The organism is Bacillus sp. B15-48 (assembly GCF_016879755.1).
Classification (GTDB): Bacteria; Bacillota; Bacilli; order Bacillales; family Cytobacillaceae; genus Mesobacillus_B.
Map to the genome: position 1 here is coordinate 118,713 of NZ_WOFU01000005.1, position 25,061 is coordinate 143,773.

Consider the following 25,061-nt stretch of genomic DNA (forward strand, 5'->3'; position numbering starts at 1 on the left):
AGATACTCTTCTTTTTTCAATCACCCCCATATTTTTTATGCACAACAAAAACAAAGCCTTTAAAGGCTTTGTTTTTGTGAAATATTTAAGAAAGTTCCAACTCTTCCTGGTCATCATCGGATTCTTTAACGACCTTCTCCCCATCAAGGCCATAATGATCACGAATTTTTTGTTGAATTTCTAAACGAATGGATGGATTTTCCTTCAAGAATAATTTAGCATTTTCACGCCCTTGACCGACACGCTCATCGTTGTAAGAATACCATGATCCACTTTTTTGAACGATGTCAAGTTCAGAACCAATGTCAATGATTTCGCCTTCTTTAGAGATTCCTTCTCCATACATAATATCAACTTCAGCAACTCGGAATGGAGGAGCAACCTTGTTCTTCACAACTTTAATTTTTGTCTTGTTTCCTACCATTTCATTGCCAACTTTTAATGTTTCTGCACGGCGGACTTCAAGACGAACGCTGGAATAAAATTTAAGCGCACGTCCACCAGGAGTTGTTTCTGGGTTTCCAAACATAACGCCGATTTTTTCACGTATTTGGTTGATAAAAATAGCAATTGTATTCGATTTGTTGATGGCACCTGACAGCTTGCGAAGAGCCTGAGACATCATTCTTGCTTGAAGTCCCATATGGGAGTCTCCCATTTCCCCTTCAATTTCCGCTTTAGGAACAAGAGCAGCGACTGAGTCAATTACAAGAATATCTACTGCACCACTTCTTACAAGCGCCTCTGCAATTTCCAAAGCCTGTTCACCGGTATCTGGCTGTGAAAGCAATAACTCATCAATGTTAACACCTAATTTTTGTGCATAATCTGGATCCAAGGCATGCTCTGCGTCAATAAATGCTGCTTGTCCGCCTTCAGCTTGCACTTCTGCGATGGCGTGAAGGGCAACGGTTGTTTTACCTGAACTTTCTGGTCCGTAAATTTCAATGACACGCCCACGTGGATATCCACCAATTCCTAGAGCAACATCCAGTGTAATCGAGCCACTTGAGCTAGTTGACACTCTACGATCCGTTTGTTCCCCCAATTTCATAATTGAGCCTTTACCAAATTGTTTCTCTATTTGTTTTAGCGCCATATCTAAGGCTGCTTGACGATCACTCACTCAATCTTCCTCCTTCTCAGTCGGTCTCACTCTTGGCCAGAACACGTTTTTCATATCACACTACTAAACATACTATACATTTTTTCTAGTAGTTTGTCGAGCAAAAAATCGAACATCTATTCGTAATTTTTATATGGTAACTTTCACTAAAAAACTGATTTTTTGTTTAAATATTCTACTTTTAACGTCAACTAGAAAACTTTTGGTTTCATTTTTCATTGTTAACTGAAAATTCACATTTCAACTCATTTACAATAACTAAAAACCCCATTCATTCGAAGAATGGGGCATATCACCGAGCTTCTCTTACTCTTTCAGACTATTGATTAAAAGCCGGCAGCCATGTTTCACCGCTCTCACACGGTTAATCCCTCTCGTACCAGCAATCTGTATTTTTTCAACGTTGGTACGTTTTCCTTTCTGAAAAATACCAATGTATACAGTTCCTGGTGCATGGCCTTCAAGTTCCCCGGGTCCCGCTACACCTGTAAAGCTAATCCCGATGTCGGCTTCGACTAATCCAGCAACATTTTCGGCTAGTTCACGAGCGCACTCGGCACTAACAGCACCAAAATTTGCAATCGTTTCTTTCCGCACATTCACAACATTCATCTTCGCTTCATTCGAGTAGCAAACAACTCCACCTTTAAGTATACTACTAGCACCAGGCAAAGCAGTTAGTTCTTCCTGAAACATTCCTCCAGTCAGGCTCTCGGCTGCAGCAATCGTTAAGTTTTTTTGTTTTAAAATTTCCATAAGTTCATTTATGAGCGAAGTGTCATCATAACCATAAAAAAACTGCCCTACTCTTTCAAGAATCTTCGCTTCCACTTCATCAATCATTTGAATCGCCGTTTCTTCCGATTGATGTCTAGCCGTGAGGCGAATCGTAACTTCAGACTCGGAGGCGAGCGGAGCGATTGTTGGATTGGACTGGTTCTCAATGAGGTCATCGAGTGCTGTTTCCAAGGCTGCCTCTCCAATTCCAAAAAAGCGCAGAACTCTAGATACGATTTTTGCCTGTTCATTCAACCTTGATGTGATAGCAGGAATTCCGTATTTTGTAAACATCGGTTCCATTTCACTTGGCGGACCAGGCAAGAGCATATAATGTCCATTAGCCGTTGACGTTATCATCCCTGGGGCCATGCCATAATCATTAGGCAGGACCTTTGCCCCCTTCAAAACAAGTGCCTGTTTTCGATTGTTTTCGGTCATTGTCCTGTTTGTCCGCTTAAAATATCCCTCTATCGATTCAATCGCCTCTTTATCAAACTCAAGCTCTGCTCCTAAGTGTCTTGCAATCGTTTCCTTTGTAAGATCGTCCTTTGTCGGCCCAAGACCCCCTGTTAATATAATCAAATCAGACCGTTGTTCAGCGATCTCTAGCGCTCCCTTCAATCTGTCAGGGTTATCTCCCACGACCGTATGAAAGTACACATTCACACCAATGCTCGCTAAATGAGCAGATATATATTTCGCGTTCGTATTATTGATTTGTCCTAATAGCAGTTCAGATCCAACTGCAATGATTTCAGCATTCATCTATTTCCCCCATTCCAACATAGAACTTGCTTTTCCCCTTCATTTTATGTTTTCCATCGCTTTAACATGTGTTACTTTGAATTGATAAAAACAGCTTTATTTTTAATAAAATAATCCAAACCAGACCAGACTGTAAAAATCATCGCTACCCAAAGGGAAAGGTCAGCAAATGGAAAGGAAAAATACTCAAAAATAATATTGTGGAGAAGGAGAGCCGAAATTGCGATAATCTGGGCCCAGGTTTTAATTTTCCCAAGCATATTCGCAGCGACAACCTCTCCTCCCTCTGCTAAGATCGCTCGTAAACCTGTTACAGCAAATTCCCTAAAAATGATAACAATAACAATCCAAGATGGGGCTAACTGAAGCTCAACAAGCACGATTAAAGCAGAAGCAACGAGTAATTTGTCTGCAAGCGGATCAAGGAACTTTCCTAAATTCGTTACAAGATTAAATTTTCGAGCATAATAACCGTCTATCCAGTCTGTCGACGAAGCGAAAATAAAAATCAACGCGCCTACAAAATGAGTAACAGGCATGACAGTACCTAAAATCGCTATTTCTCCCCAATCAAATCGGGCAAGCATAATTACCAAGAAAACCGGGATAAGCAAGATGCGAAACATGGTAATTTTATTTGGGATATTCATTGCGTACTCCTCCAAAACAAAAAGTGCCATCTAAAAACGAAGCATCGAACGATAGATGGAAAAAATAGTAGCATATTTTCATTAACAGCGAAAAATAGTCACCTTGCGATGACTATTATTCGCTTTTGGTATAGCGGATCGAAATATTGTGCGGGATTCGCTCATTCTCTGTAGTCGCATAATCAAGTTTCTGTCCGTTAATATAAAGTTCTGTTGATGGAACAGAGCCAATTCGAATCGCAGCTTCCGTTTCATTTGTGAAGTCAAGCGTTTCACTAGCATTCTCCGTCAATGTTCCTTCAAATAATGTCTTCCCTTCGCCATTGTTTATTCTTACCCATGCTGTCCCAGTAGAAACCACTTTTAATTCGAAAGCTTCTGCATGCTTTAATTCATATACTGTTGAATTATCACTTCTCTCAACAGCGGTCAGCTCTTGTGACGATGGAGTCGGTTCTTCTTTCGCAAGATCATCTGCAGCCTGATTATCTTCATCCTCTGCCGGCGTATTTTCCCGATCTGATTGCGGATCTTCCGTATTTTCATCGTCTACGCCGAGATTATCAGGTTCTTCAATGTTAACCGGATTATTTTCTTCAGTAATAGGTTCATTTGCTTTATCTTCTGCATTTTGAACAAGCCAATACCAAAGCAACACGACAGCACCAATAACAAAGATGCCAATTAATATTTTCGGAAATAAATCAAGAACCTTCGATGTATTTTTGGAAATATCCTTTCGTGATTGGACTCGGGAAAGCTGTTCAGGCAAATCGTCACTATATGTAGAAGGAATATCATTTTTATATTGTTCAAAAATCTCATCCGGATCAAGGCCAACTGCCTCCGCATACTGCTTAATAAATGCTCGAACATAAAACTTCCCCGGCATCATTGAATAATTGCCTTCTTCAATACCAACGAGATACCGTTTTTGAATTTTTGTCATATCCTGAAGTTCATTGAGGCTTAGCCCTTTTGCTTCGCGCTCCTGTTTTAAACGTTCACCTAACTCTGTCACGATAACACCTTCCAATGCATTTAAAAATCAAAACCGCCAAAATCCGAATCTGTGAATAAATGATCTTGATGAATGATATCATAGGTGATTTCTTCATCATGATTGCTACGAAGTTCAATAATATAATCAAAGTCATCCATTGTATACTCGGTGTTTTGCACGAAAATATCTGGATGCTCTACTACTTTTACTGCGGGCATACGCATAATTTCCCTGACAAGCTGCCAATGCCGTTCGTTTGCTCTTCTCGTTGAGACAATCCCATCAATAATGAAAAGGTTGTCCGCATTGTATTCATCTTCAATTAATTGGTTCCTTATTGTTTGCTTTAGAAGTGTCGAGGAAACAAACAACCACCTTTTATTGGCACATACACTCGCAGCAACAACAGATTCTGTCTTGCCCACTCTTGGCATCCCTCTAATGCCGATAAGTTTATGTCCTTCTTGCTTAAACAATTCCGCCATATAGTCCACAAGCAAGCCCAGCTCGGTTCGAACAAACCGGAATGTTTTTTTATCATCTGCGTCTCTTTCAATATATCTCCCATGCCGTACAGCCATTCGGTCACGTAACTTAGGTTCACGAAGCTTAATTAATCTTATAGTATCCATTGTTTTTAGAATTGACTCAAGCCTGACAATTTGTTCATCACTTTTCGCAAGAATTAACAAACCGCGTCTCCCTTGATCAATTCCGTTAATTGTTACGATATTGATGGCTAGCATTCCAAGTAAAGAGGATATATCTCCTAGTAAACCCGGACGGTTACTAACAATTTCATATTCTAAATACCACTCTTTTTTCTCCATCAAAACCCTCCATCATGACCCGTGGTACAATTTGCCCATTCCTTTTTCTACATCTATTTGATAGCAGACCCTCGATTTTAGAGGTATGTTTTGACAAGTTCCATCATGTATCTATAATAAATGATTTTTCATGAAGATGAAAGGAAAAGGAAAGAACAAAAATACAGCTGAAACAAGATGTTCTTTAATTCCATTCTGTGATTGTCTAAAAATTCGCTAAGTGTAAATACCTTAGAAGTAGACGAAAAAGTGATTCAATTTGTTTCACACCAATTAGATAAGAAAAAGAGGAGCGAAAGTTCGCCCCTCTTTTTAATAAGTTTTTTTACTTCGTTCCGTTATTTTGAACAAGTTTTACCATTACATTCGCGATGGCATGTTGCTCTTGTTCGTCCGCTACGGACCATAGATCAGCAAGAACTCTTTCTTGTTCATTTTTAGGGTCAACATTTTTTGCTAGATAGTCCCCTACTTGATAAGCAAGATCAGAGATGACGTTATTATTCACGCCTTCCCCTTGTGCTTGATCTAGACGGTCACCTAAAAAACCTTTCCATTGTTCCCAATTATCTAAAACAGACATCGTATCGAACCTCCTTTTAAAGTGTTCAATACTATTTTGCATTAAAGGTATTTAAATTATGCATCGTTCCAACGGGCAAAGATTTCATATATGCCAACCGCCATTTATCGCTAAAACATGGCCGGTAATATAACTGGACTGTTTAGATAATAAAAAAACAACACCATCTGCAACTTCTTCAGGCCTTGCTAAACGCAGCATCGGAATTTCTTCTGTGACAGCAGAAAGCTCATCTGGAGAAAACCCAGATAACATTGGTGTTTCTACAGCACCAGGAGCGACTGCATTGACCCTAATGCCAGAAGGAGCTAATTCCTTACTCAAGGCTTTTACAAAAGAAATTTGCGCACCTTTTACAGTTGAATAAGCGACTTCATATGCTGCTCCAGTTTGGCCCCATATTGACGTCACAATCACAATTTCACCCTTTTTTTTCTGAATTAATTTTGGAACTAATTCTTTTGTCAATAAGAGCGGAGAAGAAACCGACATTTGAACAAGCCTGGCTAATTCCTCCTCCTCCAAGTCTTGAAGGAGACCATACAATGCATGACCCGCATTATGAACAATCCCGTCTAACGAAAATACTTTAGAGGCTAAATTCTTGTATCCATCTGGTTTTGATAAATCCGCTTGAACAGGAATAAACTCCCCACGCTCATTTTCGAGCTGCGGCAATAATTTCTCGATTGCTTCGTAATTCCGATTGTAGTGAAGGTATAAAGAATGTCCCGATTGCGCAAGCTTTAGAGCAATTGCTTGTCCTATTGCCCCGCTCGCACCGGTAATAAGAATAAATTTTTTCATTGTATTCTCCTCTTTAAATCGAAGAAGCACCAGTGAAAACCGGTGCCTTTCGTTTATCTTCTCTGTTTAGAATGAAACCCTGCCTTTTTATCCACGCAACTTATTTTGGAACAACTTGACAAACAGTAAAGCGCTCCTCATCAACCAATCGAGATGCAGCTGTCTTAATATCATCAACTGTAATCTTTTCTAAAACGGGCACAACATCAAATAAGTCCATTTCATTAAAAGCGTAGCGCGTAAATTGATTCGCAATGTATTCCGGTGAATTTATTGCTCTTAAAAACGTACCAATTTTTTTCTTCGTTGCTCGGTTTAAATTTTCTTCAGTTACATCTGGCCCTGTTTTTGCATCTAATAAAATTCTTTTTAGCTTTTCCGACAATTGATCTGCATCTACTGTGTCCCCGCCGACAATGGCAAAACCGAATCCTTGTTCCTGGCTATAGTCATAGGAAAATGTATCATCGATTAAACCTTGATTATAAAGTTCCGTGTATCCGGCTGAACTTTTACCAAACAAAATATCAAGCAAAATATTTGTAGCAAGTTCTAGTTTAAGCTTTTCTGTCCCTGTCACTTCTAAAGGAAGCGCCTTTATACCAACAAGACATTTTGGCGTTTGGACATTCATCTTAAGAACATGCTTTTTCTTCGCCACATGCTCAATCTCCGGGTCAAAACGTCGTTCAATTTCTGGTTTTACTGTGTATTCTTTTTTCGCTTGATTCACTTTTATTTGTTTCATTATTTCTTTCGGATCAATGGAGCCCACTACGAATAGAAGCATATTGCTCGGATGATAAAACGTGTTGTAGCATTCATAAAGCATATCTTTCGTAATATGTGAAATCGTTTCTTTCGTTCCGGCAATATCAATTTTAACTGGATGACTTTCATACATGTTTTCAATAATTCCATAATACAATCGCCAGTCAGGATTATCATCGTACATCGTAATTTCTTGCCCAATGATTCCCTTTTCTTTTTCAACTGTTTTTTCTGTAAAATATGGCTCCTGAACGAAGTCCATTAACGTTTCCAAGTTTTTTTCGACATTCGATGTGCTTGAAAACAGATAGGCCGTTCGGGTAAACGATGTAAATGCATTTGCAGATGCACCTTGACGGCTAAATTGCTGAAAAACATCCCCGTCTTCCTTTTCGAATAATTTATGTTCAAGAAAATGAGCAATTCCATCAGGAACCTTTACAAACTCCGTTTTTCCATAAGGCTTAAAGTGATTATCGATTGACCCGTATTTTGTAGTAAATGTAGCATACGTTTTATTGAATCCTTTTTTTGGAAGGATATACACATCTAGGCCATTTTCTAATTTTTCATAATATAATTCTTCTTGCAGTTGCCCGTAAGCGATTTTCTCCATTACTCCGCCGCCTCCATTCCTGTTAAGAAGTAAATGGTATCTAAGTTCACCTTATTGGCAACTTTCATGATTTCATCCTTCGTTGTTGTCTCCATCCCTTTCAACCACTCATCCAAAGGAAGCTGAATTTTTGATACGACATTATGATACAAAAGTTCGACCATTCCTCTTGCAGTATCGATTGTTTCAAGCAATTGATTTTTTATAACAGCCTTCGTTTGCGTCATCTCTTCATCTGTAAAAGCCCCTGTTTTCATTGCTTCCATCTGTTCCTTAATAATATTGACCGCGAGTTCAAAATTTTTGAACTCAATTCCAGACATGACCATCATTATCCCTTTATGACTTTCCAACCGACTTCCTACATAATAGGCTAAACTATTTTTCTCTCTCACATTTAAAAAAAGTTTTGAATGAGAAAAACCTCCAAAAATTCCATTAAAAACTTGAAGAGCATAATAGTCTTGATCTCCATATTTGACGTTCGTGCGATAACCGATATTCAATTTTCCTTGCTTTACATCTTGTTGCTCTTTAATCACCTTTTCTTCCTTACGAGCTCCATTCAAATAATTCGATTCAACTGGCGTGCGCTCAGAAAACTGAAGCAATGTATTTGCCGACTCCTCAACTTCTTTCGGGTTGACATCACCAATTACGTAAAGGTCTAATTCATCCTCAGAAAGCGCCTTCTCATAATAGTCATATAATGAGTTAGCTGTTATCGCGTCAACCGCTTCAAGCTCACCGTTGACATGAAGCGCATAAGGCTCTCCTTCACACATTTCTTGAACTAGCCTATAATTTGCATATCGCATCTTATCATCGTAAACAGACTGAATTCGTTGTTTTAAGGTACGCTTTTCATTTTCAATCGTTTCTCTGTCAAAAGCTCCGTTCTCTGTTAATGGCTTTGTAATTATTTCAGATAATAATTCAAGTCCCTTAGAGAGTAGCGGAGTGGAGTCCGATAAGAACTTTTCATTTGCAAGTTCAATCGACAAGGAAATCACTTGATATTCCCCTTTTTTGGACACATCAACAAATAAATTAGCGCCATAAAGCTCATCTAAATAAGCTCTTAGTTTTGCCGTTGTCGGGAACCCAGCTGTACTGCTTTGAAGTACGTGTGGCAGCAAAGCCCGTTCTGTGACCGTCTCTTTGCTTAGTGGTGCCTTCATTTTCCAAACAATTGTATTGGTTTTAAATTTCTCCGTTTTTACGATATGAAGCTTATAACCATTCATGTCTTTTATCGATTCCGAAATCACACTCATGTGGTACCTCCTTTAAATGGTCCGAATTGTTTGCACGTTATGATTAAATCTTATGTATGAAACGCTCATGTTATATTTATTCTTTCCTTTACATGTGAACCTATTCTTACTATACCTTCATGTTTTCACTTAAAACAAGTATTTGACATTTAGCTTAATGTGAGCATAAGAAAAGCGCAAGCGCCTTGGTCAGCCCCGACAAGCATAAGACGCTCCAGATTAGAAGACGCTCTTTGTCTTCAAATCTGGAGTGGCTAGACCAGTCGGGGCTAGGCGCTGGAGCTAGACATTTTCTAACTCCAGAAATTTTATACTTTCTTATCTTTTAAAAAAACTCCTAGAGAAAAATCTCTAAGAGCCTTCGCGTATATTTTTTAGCGGCTTCCTTTAACATAGTGGGTACCTGATGCTTTCGGTGCATCTGCTCGTCCGATAAAGCCAGTCAATGCGAGAATCGTTAATATATACGGTGCGATTAATAAATACACATTAGGTACATTCTCCAAAAACGGCAAACTATTCCCAATAATACTTATACTTTGGGCAAAGCCAAAGAAGATTGCGGCGCCCATCGCACCGAGCGGGTGCCATTTTCCAAAAATCATCGCTGCTAGCGCCATGAAACCTTGACCGCTAATCGTGGAATGACTAAAATCTGAGGAAATCGATTGCGAATAAATCGCTCCGCCAAGACCTCCGAGAGCTCCGGAAAGTAGGACACCTATATAACGCATCTTCGTTACGTTGACTCCCATCGTATCTGCAGCCATCGGATGCTCCCCTGTTGAGCGGAGACGAAGTCCAAATGATGTTTTATAAACGACAAACCAGGCAATAATTGCAACAAGAATTGCGACAAATGATGTCCAATACGTATTTGAAAAGAAGATTGGCCCAATAATTGGAACATCAGTTAGGAAGGGGATATCAATTTTTCTAAAACCTTTTTGAATAATATCTGTTTGACCTTTATCATAAATTAACTTCACAAGAAATAACGTGACGCCAACAGCTAATAAATTGATTGCTACTCCTGAAACGGTATGATCTGCACGAAAAGTAATTGAAGCAACTGCATGAATGGCCGAAAACGCTGCGCCCACAAGTGCAGCTGCCAAGAGAGCAATCCACGGAGTCCAATTTCCTAAAATGTTTACTGTACTTAGGTTAAAAACAATTCCCGTAAACGCACCAACAACCATTAAACCTTCCAGTCCAATGTTAATCACACCTGAACGTTCCGAGAAGATCCCGCCTAATGCAGTGAGAATAAGTGGAGCTGCCCACAAAAGAGTAGACGGAATGACAATTTGAAGAATATCCATCAATCCCACTTACTTCACCCCCTTTTTGCTAATACGTTCGATAAACCACCGAATAATGTAACTAGAGGCTACAAAGATAATAATCATTGCAATAATAATATCAACAAGTTCATTAGGTACTCCGGCTTCCAATGGCATATTCAACGCGCCGACTTTCAAACTGCCAAACAAGATTGCTGCGAGCACGACGCCAATCGCGGTATTTGCGCCAAGTAAGGCAACAGCAATACCATCGAAACCGACTCCGGTGAACCCGCCCTTAACTGCTGTATAACCGAATGTCCCCAAACCTTCCATTGCACCTGCTAAACCAGCAAAAACTCCAGATATCACCATTGATAAAATAATATTCCGCTTTACATTCATCCCCGCATATTTGGAGGCATGCTCATTAAAACCAACCGCACGAAGTTCAAATCCTGTTGTCGTTTTTTCAAGAATAAACCACATGATAATTGCACAAATAATTGCTATTGTTATTCCCCAGTGCATTCGTGAATATTCGGTAATTCTTTCAAAGAAAGGCGAGCGAAGCGAAGCTGAAACAAAAATCATGTCTGAACGCTCTTTGCCTTCGGTTAGCACCGTTCGGATAAAGTGATTCGTTAAATAAAGCGCGGTATGATTTAACATGATCGTAACAATAACCTCATGCACTCTAAATCTCGCTTTTAAATAGCCAGGAATAAATGCCCAAAGTCCTCCGGCAACTCCTGCTACTAATACGGCTAGCGGCAAATGGATGATTTTAGGCAACTCAATAGAGACTCCGATCCAAACTGCTGCCGCCCAACCCATTAGCAGCTGACCTTCGACACCAATATTAAAAAGGCCTGTTCGAAAGGCAAAGGCAACAGCCAGTCCAGCGAGAATATATGGTGTTATTTGCCGTATCACCTCACCGGCATAATAAACATCGCCAAATGCACCATTCCAAAGTGCAGTAAAAGCGGCAATTGGATTATAACCGCTTACAACCATAATAATCGTTCCGAACAACACTCCTAAGAATACGGCAATGATTGGGATTAGTACATTTCTCACTCGGTTAGACATTTGACTCTTCACCCACTTTCTTCCCCTTAGATCCTGCCATCAGTAAACCCAGTTCCTGTTCTGTTGTTTCTTTTGGATCAACGATTGCTACAATTTGCCCTTCATAAAGAACCGCAATCCGGTCGCTCACATTGAGAATTTCATCTAATTCAAACGAAATTAAGAGCACAGCTTTCCCGTTATCGCGCTGTTCAATTAATCTTTTATGAATAAATTCAATCGCCCCAACATCAAGCCCGCGTGTAGGTTGAGCTGCGATTAAAATATCTGGATCTCTGTCTACCTCTCTAGCAATGATTACTTTTTGCTGATTTCCACCAGATAAGGCTCTTGCAGGAGTATATTCACTAGGTGTTCGGACATCAAATTCAGTAATTAGCGCTCGAGCTTGTTCATAAATCTTTTTAAAGTTCATTAACCCTGAATTTGAAAAGGGCTTTTTATAATACGTTTGCAGAACGATATTTTCACCAACCGTATAATTTAATACAAGACCATGCTTATGACGGTCCTGAGGAATATGGGCCAGCCCGGATTCAATGATTTTCCTTGGGGGTTGATTAATCACTTCTGTCCCATTAATTTTAACGCTACCACTCTCTGCTTTTCGTAAACCAGTGATAGCTTCAATTAATTCGGTCTGGCCATTGCCATCAATCCCAGCAATCCCAAGAATCTCACCAGCGCGAACCGTTAAATTTAGACTCCTAACAGCTTCGATTCCACGAGAATCTTTAATAACTAAGTTGTTAATTTGAAGTACATCCTCATCAGGCTGTGCTTCCGTTTTTTCTGTTTTAAAAACGACTTCGCGGCCAACCATCATACTTGCAAGATCATTCGGGTTTGTTTCACTTACATTTACCGTACCAATTCCCTTCCCCTTTCGTATGACCGTAACACGGTCACACACTTCCATAATTTCCTTTAATTTATGAGTAATTAAAATAATTGATTTACCTTCCTTGATCAGTGTTTTCAAAATTTGAATCAATTCTTTAATCTCTTGAGGAGTTAACACGGCTGTCGGTTCGTCAAAGATTAAAATGTCCGCTCCACGATAAAGCGTTTTTAATATCTCAACGCGTTGCTGCATTCCTACAGATATGTCGGTAATTTTCGCCTTAGGGTCAACACTTAGTCCATATTTTTCTGAGAGCTTTCTAACCTCTTCATCCGCAGTCTTTAAGTCAATCATTCCACCTTTAGTAACCTCTTGCCCAAGAATAATATTTTCCGTGACTGTAAAAGTGTCAACAAGCATAAAATGCTGATGCACCATGCCGATACCTAAATCATTTGCTACATTTGGATCTGTTATTTGAACTGTTTCGCCCATTACTTTAATTTCCCCAGCCTCTGGCTGGTACAATCCAAACAATACATTCATAAGCGTCGATTTTCCCGCTCCATTCTCCCCTAGTAAAGCATGAATTTCTCCTTTTTTTAGTTGTAACGTAATATTGTCGTTTGCCACGAAACCGGAAAATTCTTTACGAATATTGAGCATTTCAATTACATGTTCCACTCATTTCACTCCCCAACATTATGTAAAAAAAGAATAGGTAGGAGGAATTCAGGCCCTACCATCAATCTAAAAGGGGACTACCCTAAAAACCTTAAATGAAATGCAGGTTTAATTCCTACCCTTCAGTTAAGGTTTTATATGCTTAAAAATAATGGTAGCTTGGCGTCTCTTCAGAGAAAACGCCAAGCCTTTTGTTAGCTACTCAGCAGAAAAATCTTCAAGTTCTTCTTTTGTACCTGGGATAACAAGTTCACCGCTCTTGATTCGCTCAGAAAACTCTTTTACTCTTTCTTCAATCTCAGCTTTTGCTTCAACCTCATCATTAATTGAAGCTAAGCCAACTCCATCATCAGCAAGTGTGTAAACCACCGTTTCCCCACCCGCGAAGTCTCCTTCCATTGCCCGTTTAGAAATATCTTTAACAGCGACATCTACTCGCTTTAATGCGGAAGTAATGACCACATTCTTTTCTTCCCCATTAATTTCGACAACACCTTCATTGCTTTGGTCAGAGTCAACACCAATTACCCACACGTTTCTTTCTGGATCTTTTTTCTTAAGGTCACGCGCTTCTTTTAAAAGACCGTTTCCGGTAGCCCCAGCAGCATGGAAAATGACATCCACACCAGAAGCATACATCTTTGAAGCAATGGCTTGCCCTTTTTCAGCAGCTTCAAAATCCTCAGCATATTGAATGTCTAAATCGGCCTTAGGATTCACTGTCTTTACTCCTGCGCTAAATCCTGCTTCAAAACGCCCAACTACTTCTCCAGAGACTCCGCCGATAAACCCAATTTTATCGGATACTGTTGTTAGTCCTGCTACCACGCCTGCAAGAAAAGAGGACTCTTGCTCCCTGAAAAGAATGCTGACTACATTTGGTTGTTCAACGACAGCATCCACAATGCCAAATTGAGTCTCGGTTTGCTGGCCCGCAATTTCATTTAAGGATTCTTGAATTAAGAAACCTACTCCATAGATAAGGTTGAAACCCTTTCTAGCAAGTGAATTTAAATTTGTTGTGTAGTCCGCATCAGACTTCGATTGCAAGTAAGTATAGCCTTCACCTTCCGTTAAGCCATTTTCTTCTCCGAATTCCTTAATGCCTTTCCAAGCAGATTCATTAAAGGATTTGTCATCAACTCCACCTGTATCGGTAACCATTGCAACTTTAAACGTCTCCTCGGTCCTATCGCCAGTATCCCCAGCTCCGCCACCTTTTCTTTCTGCTTCATCTTTGCCACCACCGCCACAAGCTCCAAGAATTGTTCCTGCAGCCAATATGAGCGATAGGGCTAAACCAAATTTACGCTTTTTCACATTCAGTACCCCCCTATAAGATGAATGAGTTAGTAGTAAAGGAAGATTTCAACCGTTAGCAATTAAAGTCGTTTTTGTTCCTAAGACATGGAAACTAAACTACGGCTTTAAAATTCCAGACCCTTCTTCTAGCATTGGAAAAAAAGAATTGTTTTCATACGGAAAAGAAGTTGGTAAAAATTTGTAAATATTTATATAAAGGGGATAATCTTGGTCTTGCAGAAGGGCACCAGTCAAAAAATAAAGACAAAAAAGGAAGTGTTGGTTTTAACACTTCCTAATCCTTCTTGATTATGAGCTTACTTCGTCAGATTTTGAAATTAACACGGTTCGCGGTTTACTTCCTTCATATGGCCCGACAATCCCGCGCTGTTCCATTTCATCAATTAGTCGTGCGGCTCGAGAATAGCCAATTCTGAATCGCCGCTGCAGCATCGACACAGATGCGGTCTGCATATCAACAACTAATTCAACGGCATCATCGTATATGTCATCATCCACTTTTGATGTCGTTTCAGGAATATCTTCAGGAATCATCTCTTCTTGATATTGTGCTTTTTGTTGGCCAATCACAAAATCGACCACTTCTTCGACCTCTTCATCTGATAAGAAGGCTCCTTGTAATCGCACAGGCTTTGATGCTCCTACTGGTAAAAACAGCATATCTCCTCTACCTAATAGTTTTTCTGCTCCACCCATATCAAGAATCGTCCGGGAGTCCGTCGCAGATGATACGGCAAATGCGATTCGCGATGGAATATTCGCTTTAATCACTCCTGTAATGACATCAACAGACGGACGCTGTGTGGCAATAATAAGATGAATACCGGCAGCTCGCGCCATCTGCGCTAATCTCGTTATCGAATCTTCAACATCCGACGAAGCAACCATCATCAAGTCTGCCAACTCATCAACGATGACAACGATATATGGCAACAACGGCTGCTTCATTTCGTCGTCGGCATTCATCCTTTTTACATAGTCATTATATCCTTCAATATTTCTTGTACCGGTATGGGAAAACAATTCATACCGACGTTCCATTTCGTTTACTACTTTTTGCAAAGCTTGTGAGGCCTTTTTCGCATTCGTCACAACCGGTGCAAGCAAATGCGGAACCCCATTATATACGTTTAACTCAACCATCTTTGGATCAATCATCATTAATTTTACTTCATGAGGCTTTGCGCGCATAAGGATACTTGTAATAATTCCATTGATACAAACACTCTTTCCACTCCCGGTTGCTCCGGCTACGAGAAGATGAGGCATCTTATTCAATTCCGCGAGTACAGCCTCACCCGTTATGTCACGCCCAAGCGCAATTTGTAATTTTGATTCTGGTTTGTTCTTTTCCTTTGCTTCTAGCACTTCTCGTAAAGACACCATTGCCACTTCTGAATTCGGTACTTCAATTCCTATGGCCGATTTTCCAGGAATCGGTGCTTCAATGCGGATATCTTTCGCAGCTAAAGCCAAAGCTAAATCATCATGAAGACTTACGATACGGCTAACCTTCACACCAACATCCGGATGAACTTCATATTTCGTCACAGCTGGACCTAAATGAACCTGTGTCACTTTCGCTTTCACTCCAAAGCTATGAAAGGTTCTTTCTAATTTAGCAGCATTTGCGTGAATGAGCTCATACTCCCCACTTTGATCCGTCTTATTTGGTCTTTTTAATAAGTTAATAGACGGCAGTTCGTATGCCGTGTTTTCCACTTCTGTAAAGGTAATTGTTGGAGGAGTTTCGTCGATCTCTTCATTGGGTTCTTCTTCCCTTTGTTCTTTAACCTCTTCTTTCTTCTGATCCTCTACGAGATCATCCAAATAGGCTCTTTCAGCAAAACTGGAAATAATCGGCTCTGATGGTTGTAATTCAGCTTCCACCATATCTGTTTTTCCCGTTCGATCAGAGCTTTTTTTCTCATTGACGGGCTTTATTTCTTTTTTCACCTGAGCTTTTTCCTCTTTTTTATCCATATACTGCTGCTGCCATTCTTTCAAATCCTCTATAAAGGCAATCCATTGTTTTTTAAGAAAGTTCCCAATACTATTAAGGACCTTACCGGCTGCATCTCCAAATGTCCTTCCGGTAATTAAAATAATTCCGATGATAATTAAAACAAAGGCAAATATTTGTGAGCCAACTGAGTCAAATAAAAAATAGAATGTAGCAAATAAAATAGCTCCAATCATACCCCCGCCTAGATCACCAGTACTTGATTCGCCTCTTACATCCATTTTATAAAGATCCCATGTGTTTGCGATTACGCTCGGATTTTCAAATTTCCCTCCATTAGACAACAGCTCAAATAATGTTACATGGCTTAATAATAGGATCGCTCCAATAATTAAATATGTACCAAATAGCTTTGTTTGAAATAAAAATGGGAGTTGCCTTTTCCACATAATATAACAACTAAAGATGATAAGCCCTATCAGGCCAATCATGTACCACTCACCCATAAAAAAGCGGAAAAACAGAACAACCGCCTTTCCAACAGCTCCAAGCTCAGCCATCGCAATGATCGCTAAGGCAATCAGTATTAATCCTGTAAGTTCGTATTTCATTGTTGTTTTTAATTGGTCACCTTTTTGAGTTCTTCTTTTCTTTTTCACCATCTTATCACCTATAATCTAGTCTACAAAACTTTATGAACAAATCCAAATCAATCAACCGGGTAGAAGAAAATAAGCAGCCTGTCTAGGCTGCTTATCAAAGAGTCACTTTATTATAACATAAGGACTATAAAGGTTGGTCAAACATTCGTTCTATGAAAAGGAAATTTTTGTCCCAGGCGTATAATCAGGGTTTAAATAATGAGAAGGGTCTGTGCTCATCACACGTACAATTCGATAACTTCTTGCATCCTCTTGTTCTGCTAGGACTTGAATACCTTTATAATTGAGCATGAGCTGCGATTCATCTTGGTTTTCTTGTTCCGGGAAGATAAGCTCTTGAGGCATCATCGTATAAAGAATCATTGAAGCATCCCCTCACCCTCTTGCTTTTTATGATCGATTAGTTCATTTAGTTTACGCATAGCTTGACCAATTCCACCAACCTCATCAATTAATCCCATATCAACAGCATCGGAACCCACTACATTCGTTCCAATATCCCTTGTTAAGTTTCCTTTTGCAAACATTAGATCCTTGAACTTTTCCTCAGTAACATTTGAATGACTCGTCACAAAACGGATGACACGTTCTTGCATTTTATCTAGATATTCAAATGTTTGCGGGACGCCAATAACGAGGCCTGTTAATCGAATCGGATGAATGGTCATCGTAGCCGTCTCAACGATAAAAGAATGATCACATGACACGGCAATTGGCACCCCAATTGAGTGTCCTCCGCCTAAAACAATCGAAACAGTAGGCTTCGATAAAGAGGCCATCATTTCGGATATCGCAAGCCCAGCCTCAACGTCTCCCCCCACTGTATTCAAGATCACCATAAGTCCTTCTATATTTGGATTTTGTTCAATCGCCACCAACTGTGGAATAAGATGTTCATATTTTGTTGTCTTATTATGTGGAGGCAGTTGTACGTGCCCCTCAATTTGACCAACTATTGTTAAACAGTGAATTTTGGAATCCTGCGAAAGCTGGGGCACATTTGTCTGACCTAGCTGTTGAATTTTCTCCATCAGGGAGGATTTTTCTTCTTTCTGTCCTTCCTGTTTTTCGGGATTTGTTTCATTCGTTTGCATCCATTATTACCCCCTACAGACATAGTATAAAAATTAGTATGGGCAATAATAACCATTTCATGCAGGCAAGAACATAAAGTAAAAAAAAGAAAAACGCCAGATTCCAGCGTTTTTCTTAGGTTAATTCTTCACTTCCATTAATATAGGCATAATCATTGGCCGACGCTTTGTTTTATTATATAAATGATAATTTAATGCTTCTCTCATTTCCTGCTTTAAACTAGTCCAGTCAAACGTCTCACGGGAAATCACTTTTTCAACAACCTCTTTGACAATTGCCTCTGACTCACTAATTAGTTCTTCGGACTCACGAACATAAACGAATCCTCGTGAAATAATTTCTGGTCCAGCTGCAATTTTCCGCTCCGTTCGATTTAACGTAACAACAACAATCAGTACACCATCTTGGGAAAGCAATCGGCGATCTCTTAAAACGATATTTCCAACGTCGCCTATCCCAATTCCATCGATGAGTACGTTTCCGGCTGGGACGCGCTCGACGGAGTGAATTTTGCCGTCAATAAATTCAATAACCTCTCCGCGGTCAGGGACAATTATATGATCTTTGGTAATTCCACATTGTTGTGCTATTTTTTCATGGGCTTTTAGCATTTTATATTCGCCATGAACAGGAATAAAGAATTTTGGTTTCATCAGGTTAATCATAAATTTTAACTCTTCTTTACTTCCATGACTGGATACATCAATCATACCTTTTCCAGAAAGAACAGTTGCTCCTGCTCGATAAAGCAAATCAATGGTTTTGTTTATGAATACTTCACTGTTCGATAAAGGAGAGATTGGAATTAACACAGTATCCCCTTCTTGAATATTGATGACTGGATGATTTCTCCTCGCCATTTTCTGTAAAGCTTCAATTGGTTCACCTTGATTTCCCGTAATCAAAATCACGAGTTCATTGTCGGCATACTGTTTGATTTCTCCAATAGGACAAATGAGTTCCTCATCAACCTCAAGGTAACCGAGCTCGATTACTTTTTCTAACGTGCGTTTAAGACTTTTTCCGACGAGCGCCACTTTTCTTTGACTCTCACTTGCACTGTTAAAAATATGCTGGATACGACTTACATCGGTAGCAAAACAAGCCGCAATCACTCTTCCTTGAGCAAGCTCGAACGTGTTCGAGTATTCGCGAGCGATGATTTCTTCAGAGTCAGTATAACCAGGGTTTTCAGCTCCGATACTATCAGATAAAAGGCAAAGAACGCCCTTTTCCCCGATACTAGCCATTTTTCCAATTTCAGGTTGATATAACTTTGAGGCAGCTTGATCGAATTTAAAATCACCCGTGTGAACGATCGCCCCTTCTGAAGTGTGGATACAAACAGCCACCGAATCTGGAATGCTATGATTGGTTTTGAAAAATGTAACTAGTGCAGAAGCAAATTTTAATCTTGACCCTGAGTGGATGACTCTTAAATCCGCCTTGCCTTGAAAATCTTGTTCCTTCATTTTTTCCTTTGCTAGAGCAATGGTGAGTCTTGTCCCATATACCGGAACATTTATTTTCTGTAAGAGGTAAGACAATGCACCGATATGGTCTTCATGTGCGTGGGTTAAAAAAATAGCTTGGACTCTTTCCTTATTTTCAATTAAGTAGGTAATATCGGGGATGACAACATCAATACCGAGCATTTCATCCTCCGGGAACATCAAGCCTGCATCAACAATAAATATGTCTCCATCTACTTCTGTGAGATACATATTTTTGCCAATCTCTCCGACCCCACCTAAGGGTATTACCTTGATGGTTTCATTCACTTTCGTATTCAAGTTTCAGCTTCCTCCTTGCTGTTATGGGCCGACCATGACCAGTTATAGCTATTATACTTGATTCAAGAAACCCTTTACAACTGTAAAAAAAATCAACCTGCCTTAATGGCTGGTTGATTTTTTAATTTCATTTACAATCTGAAAGAGCATTCCTCGTTCTTGCTCATTTAGGGGTACAAGTGGCAATCGTACGGCACCGACATCAAGACCTTGCATTTGGAGTGCTGTTTTCACTGGGGTTGGATTTGGGGCAAGAAACAAGCCTTGCATTAACGGTAATAATTCCTGATGCAGTTGTGCTGCTTCCCCATTTTTTCCGCTTAGGTAGGCTTGAACCATTTCCTGCATTTCACTCCCAATAATATGAGAAGCAACCGATACAACTCCGTGCCCGCCAACAGCTAGGACCGGTAATGTCATACTGTCGTCCCCGCTATAAAGGAGGAAATCATCTGGTGTATTTGCGATAATTTTTGTCATCGCGTTTAAATCTCCACTCGCTTCTTTCACACAAACGATATTTGGAATTTCTGCGAGACGAATGATCGTTTCGGGTAGAATATTTACCGCCGAACGACTCGGGATATTATAAACCATGATTGGCAATTCAGTACTTTCTGCAACTGATTTAAAATGTTGAAAAAGCCCTTCCTGATTTGGTTTATTATAATATGGGGCAACAACCATGATTCCATCAACCCCAAGCTGGGCTGCCTTTTTCGTTAACTCTACTGAAGCGTACGTGTTATTGCCTCCAGTCCCAGCGATTACAGGGACTCGATTATTAACCACATTAACGACATGCTCAAATAAGGCGATCTTCTCTTCTTTCGTAAGTGTCGGAGATTCCCCAGTCGTTCCAGCAACAACTAGAGATTCCGTCCCTGTATTTATTAAATGATTGACCAGTTGGGTCGTCTTTACAAAATCAATATGCCCCTTATTGTCAAAAGGGGTGACCATCGCAGTCAAAACACGGCCAAATTGGACCATTTTGATCCACTCCTTTATAAAGTGAAACTTCATCCAGTGGGGGTTCTCTTCAGCCCCATTGGTTCTTAGGTGAACACACTGTCTCGCCTAAATGTTTTTTTCCAGTTCGAAGGCAGTATGCAATGCGTTAACCGCGAGACTAAGGTCCTCTTCTTTAACAAGTACCCAAATAGTAGTATGGCTGTCTGCAGACTGTAAAATCCGAATGCCTTTTTCTGATAAAGCCGTGACAATTTTCGAAGTGACCCCCGGTACACCAGCCATTCCTGCACCAACAACCGAAACTTTGGCACAATTCCGTTCTATATGTGGTTCATGCCCGAGACTCGTTAAAATTGAAATCGCACGGTCTGTCATCTCCTCAGAAACAGTGTAGATGACACCTTTTGGTGAAATATTGATAAAATCTACAGAAATACGATCATTCGCCATTGCTTTAAACACTTCTGACTGGAGATTGTATTGATCTTTTTTCGCGAAAACTTTCACCTGTGTGACATTGGAAACGTGGGCAATCCCTGTTATAAGCCGTTCTCGAATATCACTACCTTTTCTTTGGATTGCGTTATGATCGGTTACAAGCGTTCCTAGGCTATCCGAGTACGTGGACCGAATCCGAATCGGTACTTTTGCTTGCATCGCAATTTCAACTGCACGAGGATGAATCACCTTGGCCCCTTGATAGGCCATATTACAAACCTCTGTGTAAGTGACAATCGACAAAGGTCTCGCATTGTCAGCGATTCTTGGATCAGCTGTCATAATCCCTTCAACATCAGTGAAAATGTCGACTCTTTCAGCATTTAAAGCAGCCCCAAGTGCAGCCGCTGAAGTATCACTTCCACCTCTGCCAATTGTAGTAATGTCTCCATTCGAAGCGGCTCCCTGGAAGCCTGCGACAACCACGACGTCGACTTCATCTAACTCTTTTAATAAACGCTCGCACTTCATTTCAATAATCTTAGCACTTGTATGCTCGCCATTCGTTAAAAAACCTGCTTGTGAGCCAGTAAGCGCAGTTGCCTTTAAACCACTCAGCAAAAGCTGATTCGTAAAGACAACACTGGAAATAATCTCCCCACAAGAGAGTAAAAGATCAGTCTCCCTTGGCTTTAACGAATTTTGATTTCCGCCAACGAGGGATAAAAGGGTATCCGTTGCATACGGATCCCCATTCCTTCCCATCGCTGAAACAACAACTACTACTTTATATCCCTCTGAAGTTGTTTTTTTTATATGGTTCACGGCATGTGTCCGGCTCTCACTATTGCGCACAGACGTACCACCAAATTTTTGGACGATTATTCTCATCGTAACACCTCTAAGATGCTCTCTTGATTACTAATTATTTTACCAAACCAAGTTCAATTAATTTTTCAGCAATTTGAACGGAATTCCATGCTGCTCCTTTTAATAAGTTATCTGAAACAACCCACATATGGAACCCCTGTTCATTATCTAGGTCTTTACGGATGCGTCCAACAAAAACATCTCTTTTACCAACACAATACGCAGGCATCGGGTAAATTTGTTGTGCTGGGTCATCCTGTAATACGATTCCAGGCGCGTCAGCTAGCATTGCCTTTACTTCGTCCGCACTGATGCCATCTTTTTCAATTTCAAAATAAACGGATTCAGAATGTCCCGTTCCAACAGGTAAACGCACACATGTAGCTGCTACTTCAAGTTCTGGCAAATGCATAATTTTCTTCGTTTCATTGATCATTTTCATTTCTTCAAAAGTGAAGCCATTTTCCTCAAACTTATCAATTTGTGGAATCGCATTGAAAGCAATTTGATAGTGTTTATCAAGTGCACCTACCGGCAAGATTTGCGGTTCTACTTCTTCCCCGTCTAAAATGGCTTTCGTTTGCTCTTCCATTTCTTGGATGGCCGCTGCTCCAGCTCCTGAAACGGCTTGGTACGTAGAAACGATTACTTTCTTTAAACCTACCTTTTGACGTAAAGGCTCTAATGCTACTACCATTTGAATCGTTGAACAGTTCGGATTTGCAATAATTCCTTTGTGCTCGTATAAATCTGTTGCATTCACTTCTGGTACAATTAGCGGTACTTCTTCATCCATACGGAATGCACTTGTATTATCAACAACGATTGCTCCACGCTTTACAGCTTCAGGTGCTAATACTTTAGAGATGCTTCCTCCTGCACTGAAAAGAGCAATGTCAATCCCTTCAAAGCTTTCTGGCTTCGCTTCCTCTATTGTTATTTCCTGCCCTTTATATAAAACCTTTTTTCCTGCTGATCTTGCTGATGATAGTAAGGTTAATTTCGAAATCGGTAAATCGCGATCCTCTAAAGTTTGAATGATTTGTTGTCCAACAGCTCCTGTTGCTCCCACTACTGCTACATTAAATCTTCTCTCTTGCGGCATATTTTAAGTTCCCCTTCCAAAAGTTGATTTAACCGACGTTTGCCGGATTGTAAGAAATACTTAACAAGCAGAAATTCTATCAATTCATCTGCCAATTTTATATTTTCATTTATTTTATCATATTCAACGACGATTAAAAGGGGAGATTTTGTTTCATGGACAATCGGATGTGATTAAACGATGACGAATACGGTCTACACACTATCACGAAAACGTTCAATAATCACCGGCTGAAGTTGCTGACCTTCCATTGCCGCAAGAATCGCTGCTTTCGTCATGCTCATTCTTGCGACCATAGAGTTTGGCTTTTTCTCAGGATCATCCTGACCAAATGGAATAAAATAAATATTTTTCGTTGCCATTAATCTCATAATATTGACGCCATTTAATCCTAACGCATCATTCGTAGATATTCCGAGTACAACCGGTTTTTGATTTCTTAACGTTGCTTTTGCAGCCATTAAGACAGGTGAATCATTCATTGCATTTGCAAATTTACTCAGAGAAACTCCTGTCATCGGAGATATAACCATACAGTCTAGCGGAAATTTCGGTCCCAATGGTTCAGCTTTTACTATTGAATTAATCGGCTCATTACCGGTTAAGTCAACTATTCTTTGAATCCAGTCTTCCCCTTTTCCAAACCTTGTATCTGTCGATTCTACAGTCCAAGACACGATTGGAACGACTTCGGCCCCTTCATTAACTAAAGTTTCGATTTCTGGAAAGACCTCATCATACGTGCAATGCGAGCCTGTTAAACCAAAACCGATACGTTTCCCTTGTAAGCTCATTCTTGTGAATCCTCCCTTTTATTCATATCCTCTTTAAGCAGCTTTATTAAGACACTTGCAAGTATTTGACCTGCTGTCTTCGGAGCGACAATTCCAGGAAGACTAGGAGCAAGCAATGCTTTCACTCCCCTTTTTTCAGCATAGCGAAAATCTGTTCCACCTGGTTTTGAAGCTAAGTCAATGATAAGAGTATGAGGTGGCATCTTAGAGATAACAGATGCACTCACAATCGGAGCTGGAATGGTATTAATACAAATATCGATATCCTTTACATTATCTTGAAGATCCTCTAGTTGAAATGGGGTAAAACCCATCTCCATACTTCTTGCTTTATGCTCACTTTTTCTCGCTCCAACTTTCACCTTTGCTCCTAAAGCTTGGAACGTACGGGCAACTGTTAACCCTACCCTTCCTAATCCTAATACAGCCACTTTTGAACCATGAATAGTGAAGTCGGTATGCTGAATGACCATCATAATTGTACCTTCAACTGTTGGGATGGAATTATAAATGGCGACATCATCGCGTTCAAAAAGCTTTACTAGACGTCGGTTTGCCTCTTTTGTCATTCCATCCAAATATGAATTACTAATGCCCGAAAAAATGATGGCGTGGGGTGGTAGTTGCACTAACATTTCCTTTGTTAAAATGATTTTTTCATTCGAAAAAACCGTATCTACTTGACCTTCTAAATCAGTTCCGCGAACTGGAAGAATAAGTGCATCTTGCACTGAAAAATCGATTTCCTCTATCTTCTCTTTCGCTGCTCCTGTAAAGGCGTGATCCAATTGTTCAAAACCAATTAGTGATAACTTGGCGTCATGCTCTGTCAGCTGACGGATAATCTCAAGCTGTCTGGCATCACCACCTATTACAGCGATTTGCATTCCTGTCAGCATAAGAATAATCACCTTCTTTTTCTAGAA

At 40.0% G+C, this 25,061-nt stretch carries 22 protein-coding genes; all 22 read right to left on the minus strand.

Annotation, left to right across the window (positions count from 1 at the left end):
* Nucleotides 1–85: 85 nt before the first annotated feature.
* Nucleotides 86–1,126: a recombinase RecA gene (recA, locus tag GNT69_RS16725; RefSeq protein WP_203556122.1), complete on the minus strand. Its 1,041-nt coding sequence runs from the start codon at nt 1,124–1,126 to the stop codon at nt 86–88.
* A 306-nt stretch (nt 1,127–1,432) separates the two neighbouring features.
* The gene (locus GNT69_RS16730; RefSeq protein WP_203556123.1) at nt 1,433–2,671 is read right to left on the minus strand and encodes a competence/damage-inducible protein A; all 1,239 of its coding nucleotides are present in this window, start codon (nt 2,669–2,671) and stop codon (nt 1,433–1,435) included.
* A gap of 71 nt (nt 2,672–2,742) precedes the next feature.
* The gene (gene pgsA, locus GNT69_RS16735; protein ID WP_203556124.1) at nt 2,743–3,321 is read right to left on the minus strand and encodes a CDP-diacylglycerol--glycerol-3-phosphate 3-phosphatidyltransferase; all 579 of its coding nucleotides are present in this window, start codon (nt 3,319–3,321) and stop codon (nt 2,743–2,745) included.
* A gap of 115 nt (nt 3,322–3,436) precedes the next feature.
* Entirely contained in the window at nt 3,437–4,342 is a 906-nt protein-coding gene (locus GNT69_RS16740) for a RodZ domain-containing protein (RefSeq protein WP_203556125.1), read from the minus strand.
* A gap of 20 nt (nt 4,343–4,362) precedes the next feature.
* Nucleotides 4,363–5,154 (minus strand): DUF3388 domain-containing protein, encoded by a 792-nt coding sequence (locus GNT69_RS16745; protein WP_203556126.1) that lies wholly within the window; start codon nt 5,152–5,154, stop codon nt 4,363–4,365.
* 325 nt (nt 5,155–5,479) lie between these two features.
* Nucleotides 5,480–5,737: a DUF3243 domain-containing protein gene (locus tag GNT69_RS16750; RefSeq protein WP_203556127.1), complete on the minus strand. Its 258-nt coding sequence runs from the start codon at nt 5,735–5,737 to the stop codon at nt 5,480–5,482.
* An 84-nt stretch (nt 5,738–5,821) separates the two neighbouring features.
* The gene (gene ymfI / locus GNT69_RS16755) at nt 5,822–6,544 is read right to left on the minus strand and encodes an elongation factor P 5-aminopentanone reductase (RefSeq protein WP_203556128.1); all 723 of its coding nucleotides are present in this window, start codon (nt 6,542–6,544) and stop codon (nt 5,822–5,824) included.
* A gap of 100 nt (nt 6,545–6,644) precedes the next feature.
* A complete protein-coding gene (gene yfmH, locus GNT69_RS16760) occupies nt 6,645–7,931 on the minus strand; it encodes an EF-P 5-aminopentanol modification-associated protein YfmH (protein ID WP_203556129.1) in 1,287 nt (428 codons plus the stop codon).
* On the minus strand, nt 7,931–9,208 hold the full coding sequence (gene yfmF, locus GNT69_RS16765; protein ID WP_203556130.1) for an EF-P 5-aminopentanol modification-associated protein YfmF: 1,278 nt from the start codon (nt 9,206–9,208) through the stop codon (nt 7,931–7,933). Before yfmF ends, yfmH begins: the two co-directional genes overlap by 1 nt.
* A 374-nt stretch (nt 9,209–9,582) precedes the next feature.
* Nucleotides 9,583–10,542: an ABC transporter permease subunit gene (locus tag GNT69_RS16770; RefSeq protein WP_203556131.1), complete on the minus strand. Its 960-nt coding sequence runs from the start codon at nt 10,540–10,542 to the stop codon at nt 9,583–9,585.
* Entirely contained in the window at nt 10,543–11,589 is a 1,047-nt protein-coding gene (locus GNT69_RS16775; protein ID WP_203556294.1) for an ABC transporter permease, read from the minus strand.
* Nucleotides 11,582–13,117, minus strand: a complete 1,536-nt coding sequence (locus GNT69_RS16780; protein WP_203556132.1) for an ATP-binding cassette domain-containing protein — start codon at nt 13,115–13,117, stop codon at nt 11,582–11,584. Before GNT69_RS16780 ends, GNT69_RS16775 begins: the two co-directional genes overlap by 8 nt.
* 198 nt (nt 13,118–13,315) lie before the next feature.
* The gene (locus tag GNT69_RS16785; protein ID WP_203556133.1) at nt 13,316–14,437 is read right to left on the minus strand and encodes a BMP family ABC transporter substrate-binding protein; all 1,122 of its coding nucleotides are present in this window, start codon (nt 14,435–14,437) and stop codon (nt 13,316–13,318) included.
* 291 nt (nt 14,438–14,728) lie between these two features.
* Nucleotides 14,729–17,065, minus strand: coding sequence for a DNA translocase FtsK (locus tag GNT69_RS16790; protein ID WP_203556134.1), 2,337 nt, complete (start codon nt 17,063–17,065; stop codon nt 14,729–14,731).
* Between the two features lie 150 nt (nt 17,066–17,215).
* A complete protein-coding gene (locus GNT69_RS16795; protein ID WP_203556135.1) occupies nt 17,216–17,428 on the minus strand; it encodes a YlzJ-like family protein in 213 nt (70 codons plus the stop codon).
* Complete coding sequence (locus tag GNT69_RS16800) at nt 17,425–18,159, minus strand: ClpP family protease (protein ID WP_203556136.1); 735 nt, start codon at nt 18,157–18,159, stop codon at nt 17,425–17,427. Before GNT69_RS16800 ends, GNT69_RS16795 begins: the two co-directional genes overlap by 4 nt.
* A gap of 120 nt (nt 18,160–18,279) precedes the next feature.
* Nucleotides 18,280–19,953: a ribonuclease J gene (locus GNT69_RS16805; protein ID WP_203556137.1), complete on the minus strand. Its 1,674-nt coding sequence runs from the start codon at nt 19,951–19,953 to the stop codon at nt 18,280–18,282.
* Between the two features lie 102 nt (nt 19,954–20,055).
* Entirely contained in the window at nt 20,056–20,946 is an 891-nt protein-coding gene (gene dapA / locus GNT69_RS16810; RefSeq protein ID WP_203556138.1) for a 4-hydroxy-tetrahydrodipicolinate synthase, read from the minus strand.
* Between the two features lie 87 nt (nt 20,947–21,033).
* Nucleotides 21,034–22,257 carry an aspartate kinase gene (gene dapG / locus GNT69_RS16815; protein WP_203556139.1) on the minus strand — a complete coding sequence of 408 codons (1,224 nt, stop codon included), beginning with the start codon at nt 22,255–22,257 and terminating at the stop codon, nt 21,034–21,036.
* Nucleotides 22,258–22,291: 34 nt separating this feature from the next.
* Complete coding sequence (gene asd, locus GNT69_RS16820; protein WP_203556140.1) at nt 22,292–23,341, minus strand: aspartate-semialdehyde dehydrogenase; 1,050 nt, start codon at nt 23,339–23,341, stop codon at nt 22,292–22,294.
* A 194-nt stretch (nt 23,342–23,535) separates the two neighbouring features.
* Nucleotides 23,536–24,135, minus strand: a complete 600-nt coding sequence (locus GNT69_RS16825; protein ID WP_203556141.1) for a dipicolinate synthase subunit B — start codon at nt 24,133–24,135, stop codon at nt 23,536–23,538.
* Nucleotides 24,132–25,034, minus strand: a complete 903-nt coding sequence (gene dpaA, locus GNT69_RS16830) for a dipicolinic acid synthetase subunit A (RefSeq protein ID WP_203556142.1) — start codon at nt 25,032–25,034, stop codon at nt 24,132–24,134. Before dpaA ends, GNT69_RS16825 begins: the two co-directional genes overlap by 4 nt.
* Between the last annotated feature and the right edge of the window lie 27 nt (nt 25,035–25,061).

What these genes read in the sequence shown, in the direction of transcription:
- GNT69_RS16730 (WP_203556123.1), bottom strand. Translation starts at nt 2,671, where the DNA reads ATGAATGCTGAAATCATTGCAGTTGGATCTGAACTGCTATTAGGACAA.
- pgsA (WP_203556124.1), bottom strand. Translation starts at nt 3,321, where the DNA reads ATGAATATCCCAAATAAAATTACCATGTTTCGCATCTTGCTTATCCCG.
- GNT69_RS16745 (WP_203556126.1), bottom strand. Translation starts at nt 5,154, where the DNA reads ATGGAGAAAAAAGAGTGGTATTTAGAATATGAAATTGTTAGTAACCGT.
- GNT69_RS16750 (WP_203556127.1), bottom strand. Translation starts at nt 5,737, where the DNA reads ATGTCTGTTTTAGATAATTGGGAACAATGGAAAGGTTTTTTAGGTGAC.
- ymfI (WP_203556128.1), bottom strand. Translation starts at nt 6,544, where the DNA reads ATGAAAAAATTTATTCTTATTACCGGTGCGAGCGGGGCAATAGGACAA.
- yfmH (WP_203556129.1), bottom strand. Translation starts at nt 7,931, where the DNA reads ATGGAGAAAATCGCTTACGGGCAACTGCAAGAAGAATTATATTATGAA.
- yfmF (WP_203556130.1), bottom strand. Translation starts at nt 9,208, where the DNA reads ATGAGTGTGATTTCGGAATCGATAAAAGACATGAATGGTTATAAGCTT.
- GNT69_RS16775 (WP_203556294.1), bottom strand. Translation starts at nt 11,589, where the DNA reads ATGTCTAACCGAGTGAGAAATGTACTAATCCCAATCATTGCCGTATTC.
- GNT69_RS16790 (WP_203556134.1), bottom strand. Translation starts at nt 17,065, where the DNA reads ATGGTGAAAAAGAAAAGAAGAACTCAAAAAGGTGACCAATTAAAAACA.
- GNT69_RS16795 (WP_203556135.1), bottom strand. Translation starts at nt 17,428, where the DNA reads ATGATTCTTTATACGATGATGCCTCAAGAGCTTATCTTCCCGGAACAA.
- GNT69_RS16800 (WP_203556136.1), bottom strand. Translation starts at nt 18,159, where the DNA reads ATGCAAACGAATGAAACAAATCCCGAAAAACAGGAAGGACAGAAAGAA.
- dapA (WP_203556138.1), bottom strand. Translation starts at nt 20,946, where the DNA reads ATGGTCCAATTTGGCCGTGTTTTGACTGCGATGGTCACCCCTTTTGAC.
- dapG (WP_203556139.1), bottom strand. Translation starts at nt 22,257, where the DNA reads ATGAGAATAATCGTCCAAAAATTTGGTGGTACGTCTGTGCGCAATAGT.
- asd (WP_203556140.1), bottom strand. Translation starts at nt 23,341, where the DNA reads ATGCCGCAAGAGAGAAGATTTAATGTAGCAGTAGTGGGAGCAACAGGA.
- GNT69_RS16825 (WP_203556141.1), bottom strand. Translation starts at nt 24,135, where the DNA reads ATGAGCTTACAAGGGAAACGTATCGGTTTTGGTTTAACAGGCTCGCAT.
- dpaA (WP_203556142.1), bottom strand. Translation starts at nt 25,034, where the DNA reads ATGCTGACAGGAATGCAAATCGCTGTAATAGGTGGTGATGCCAGACAG.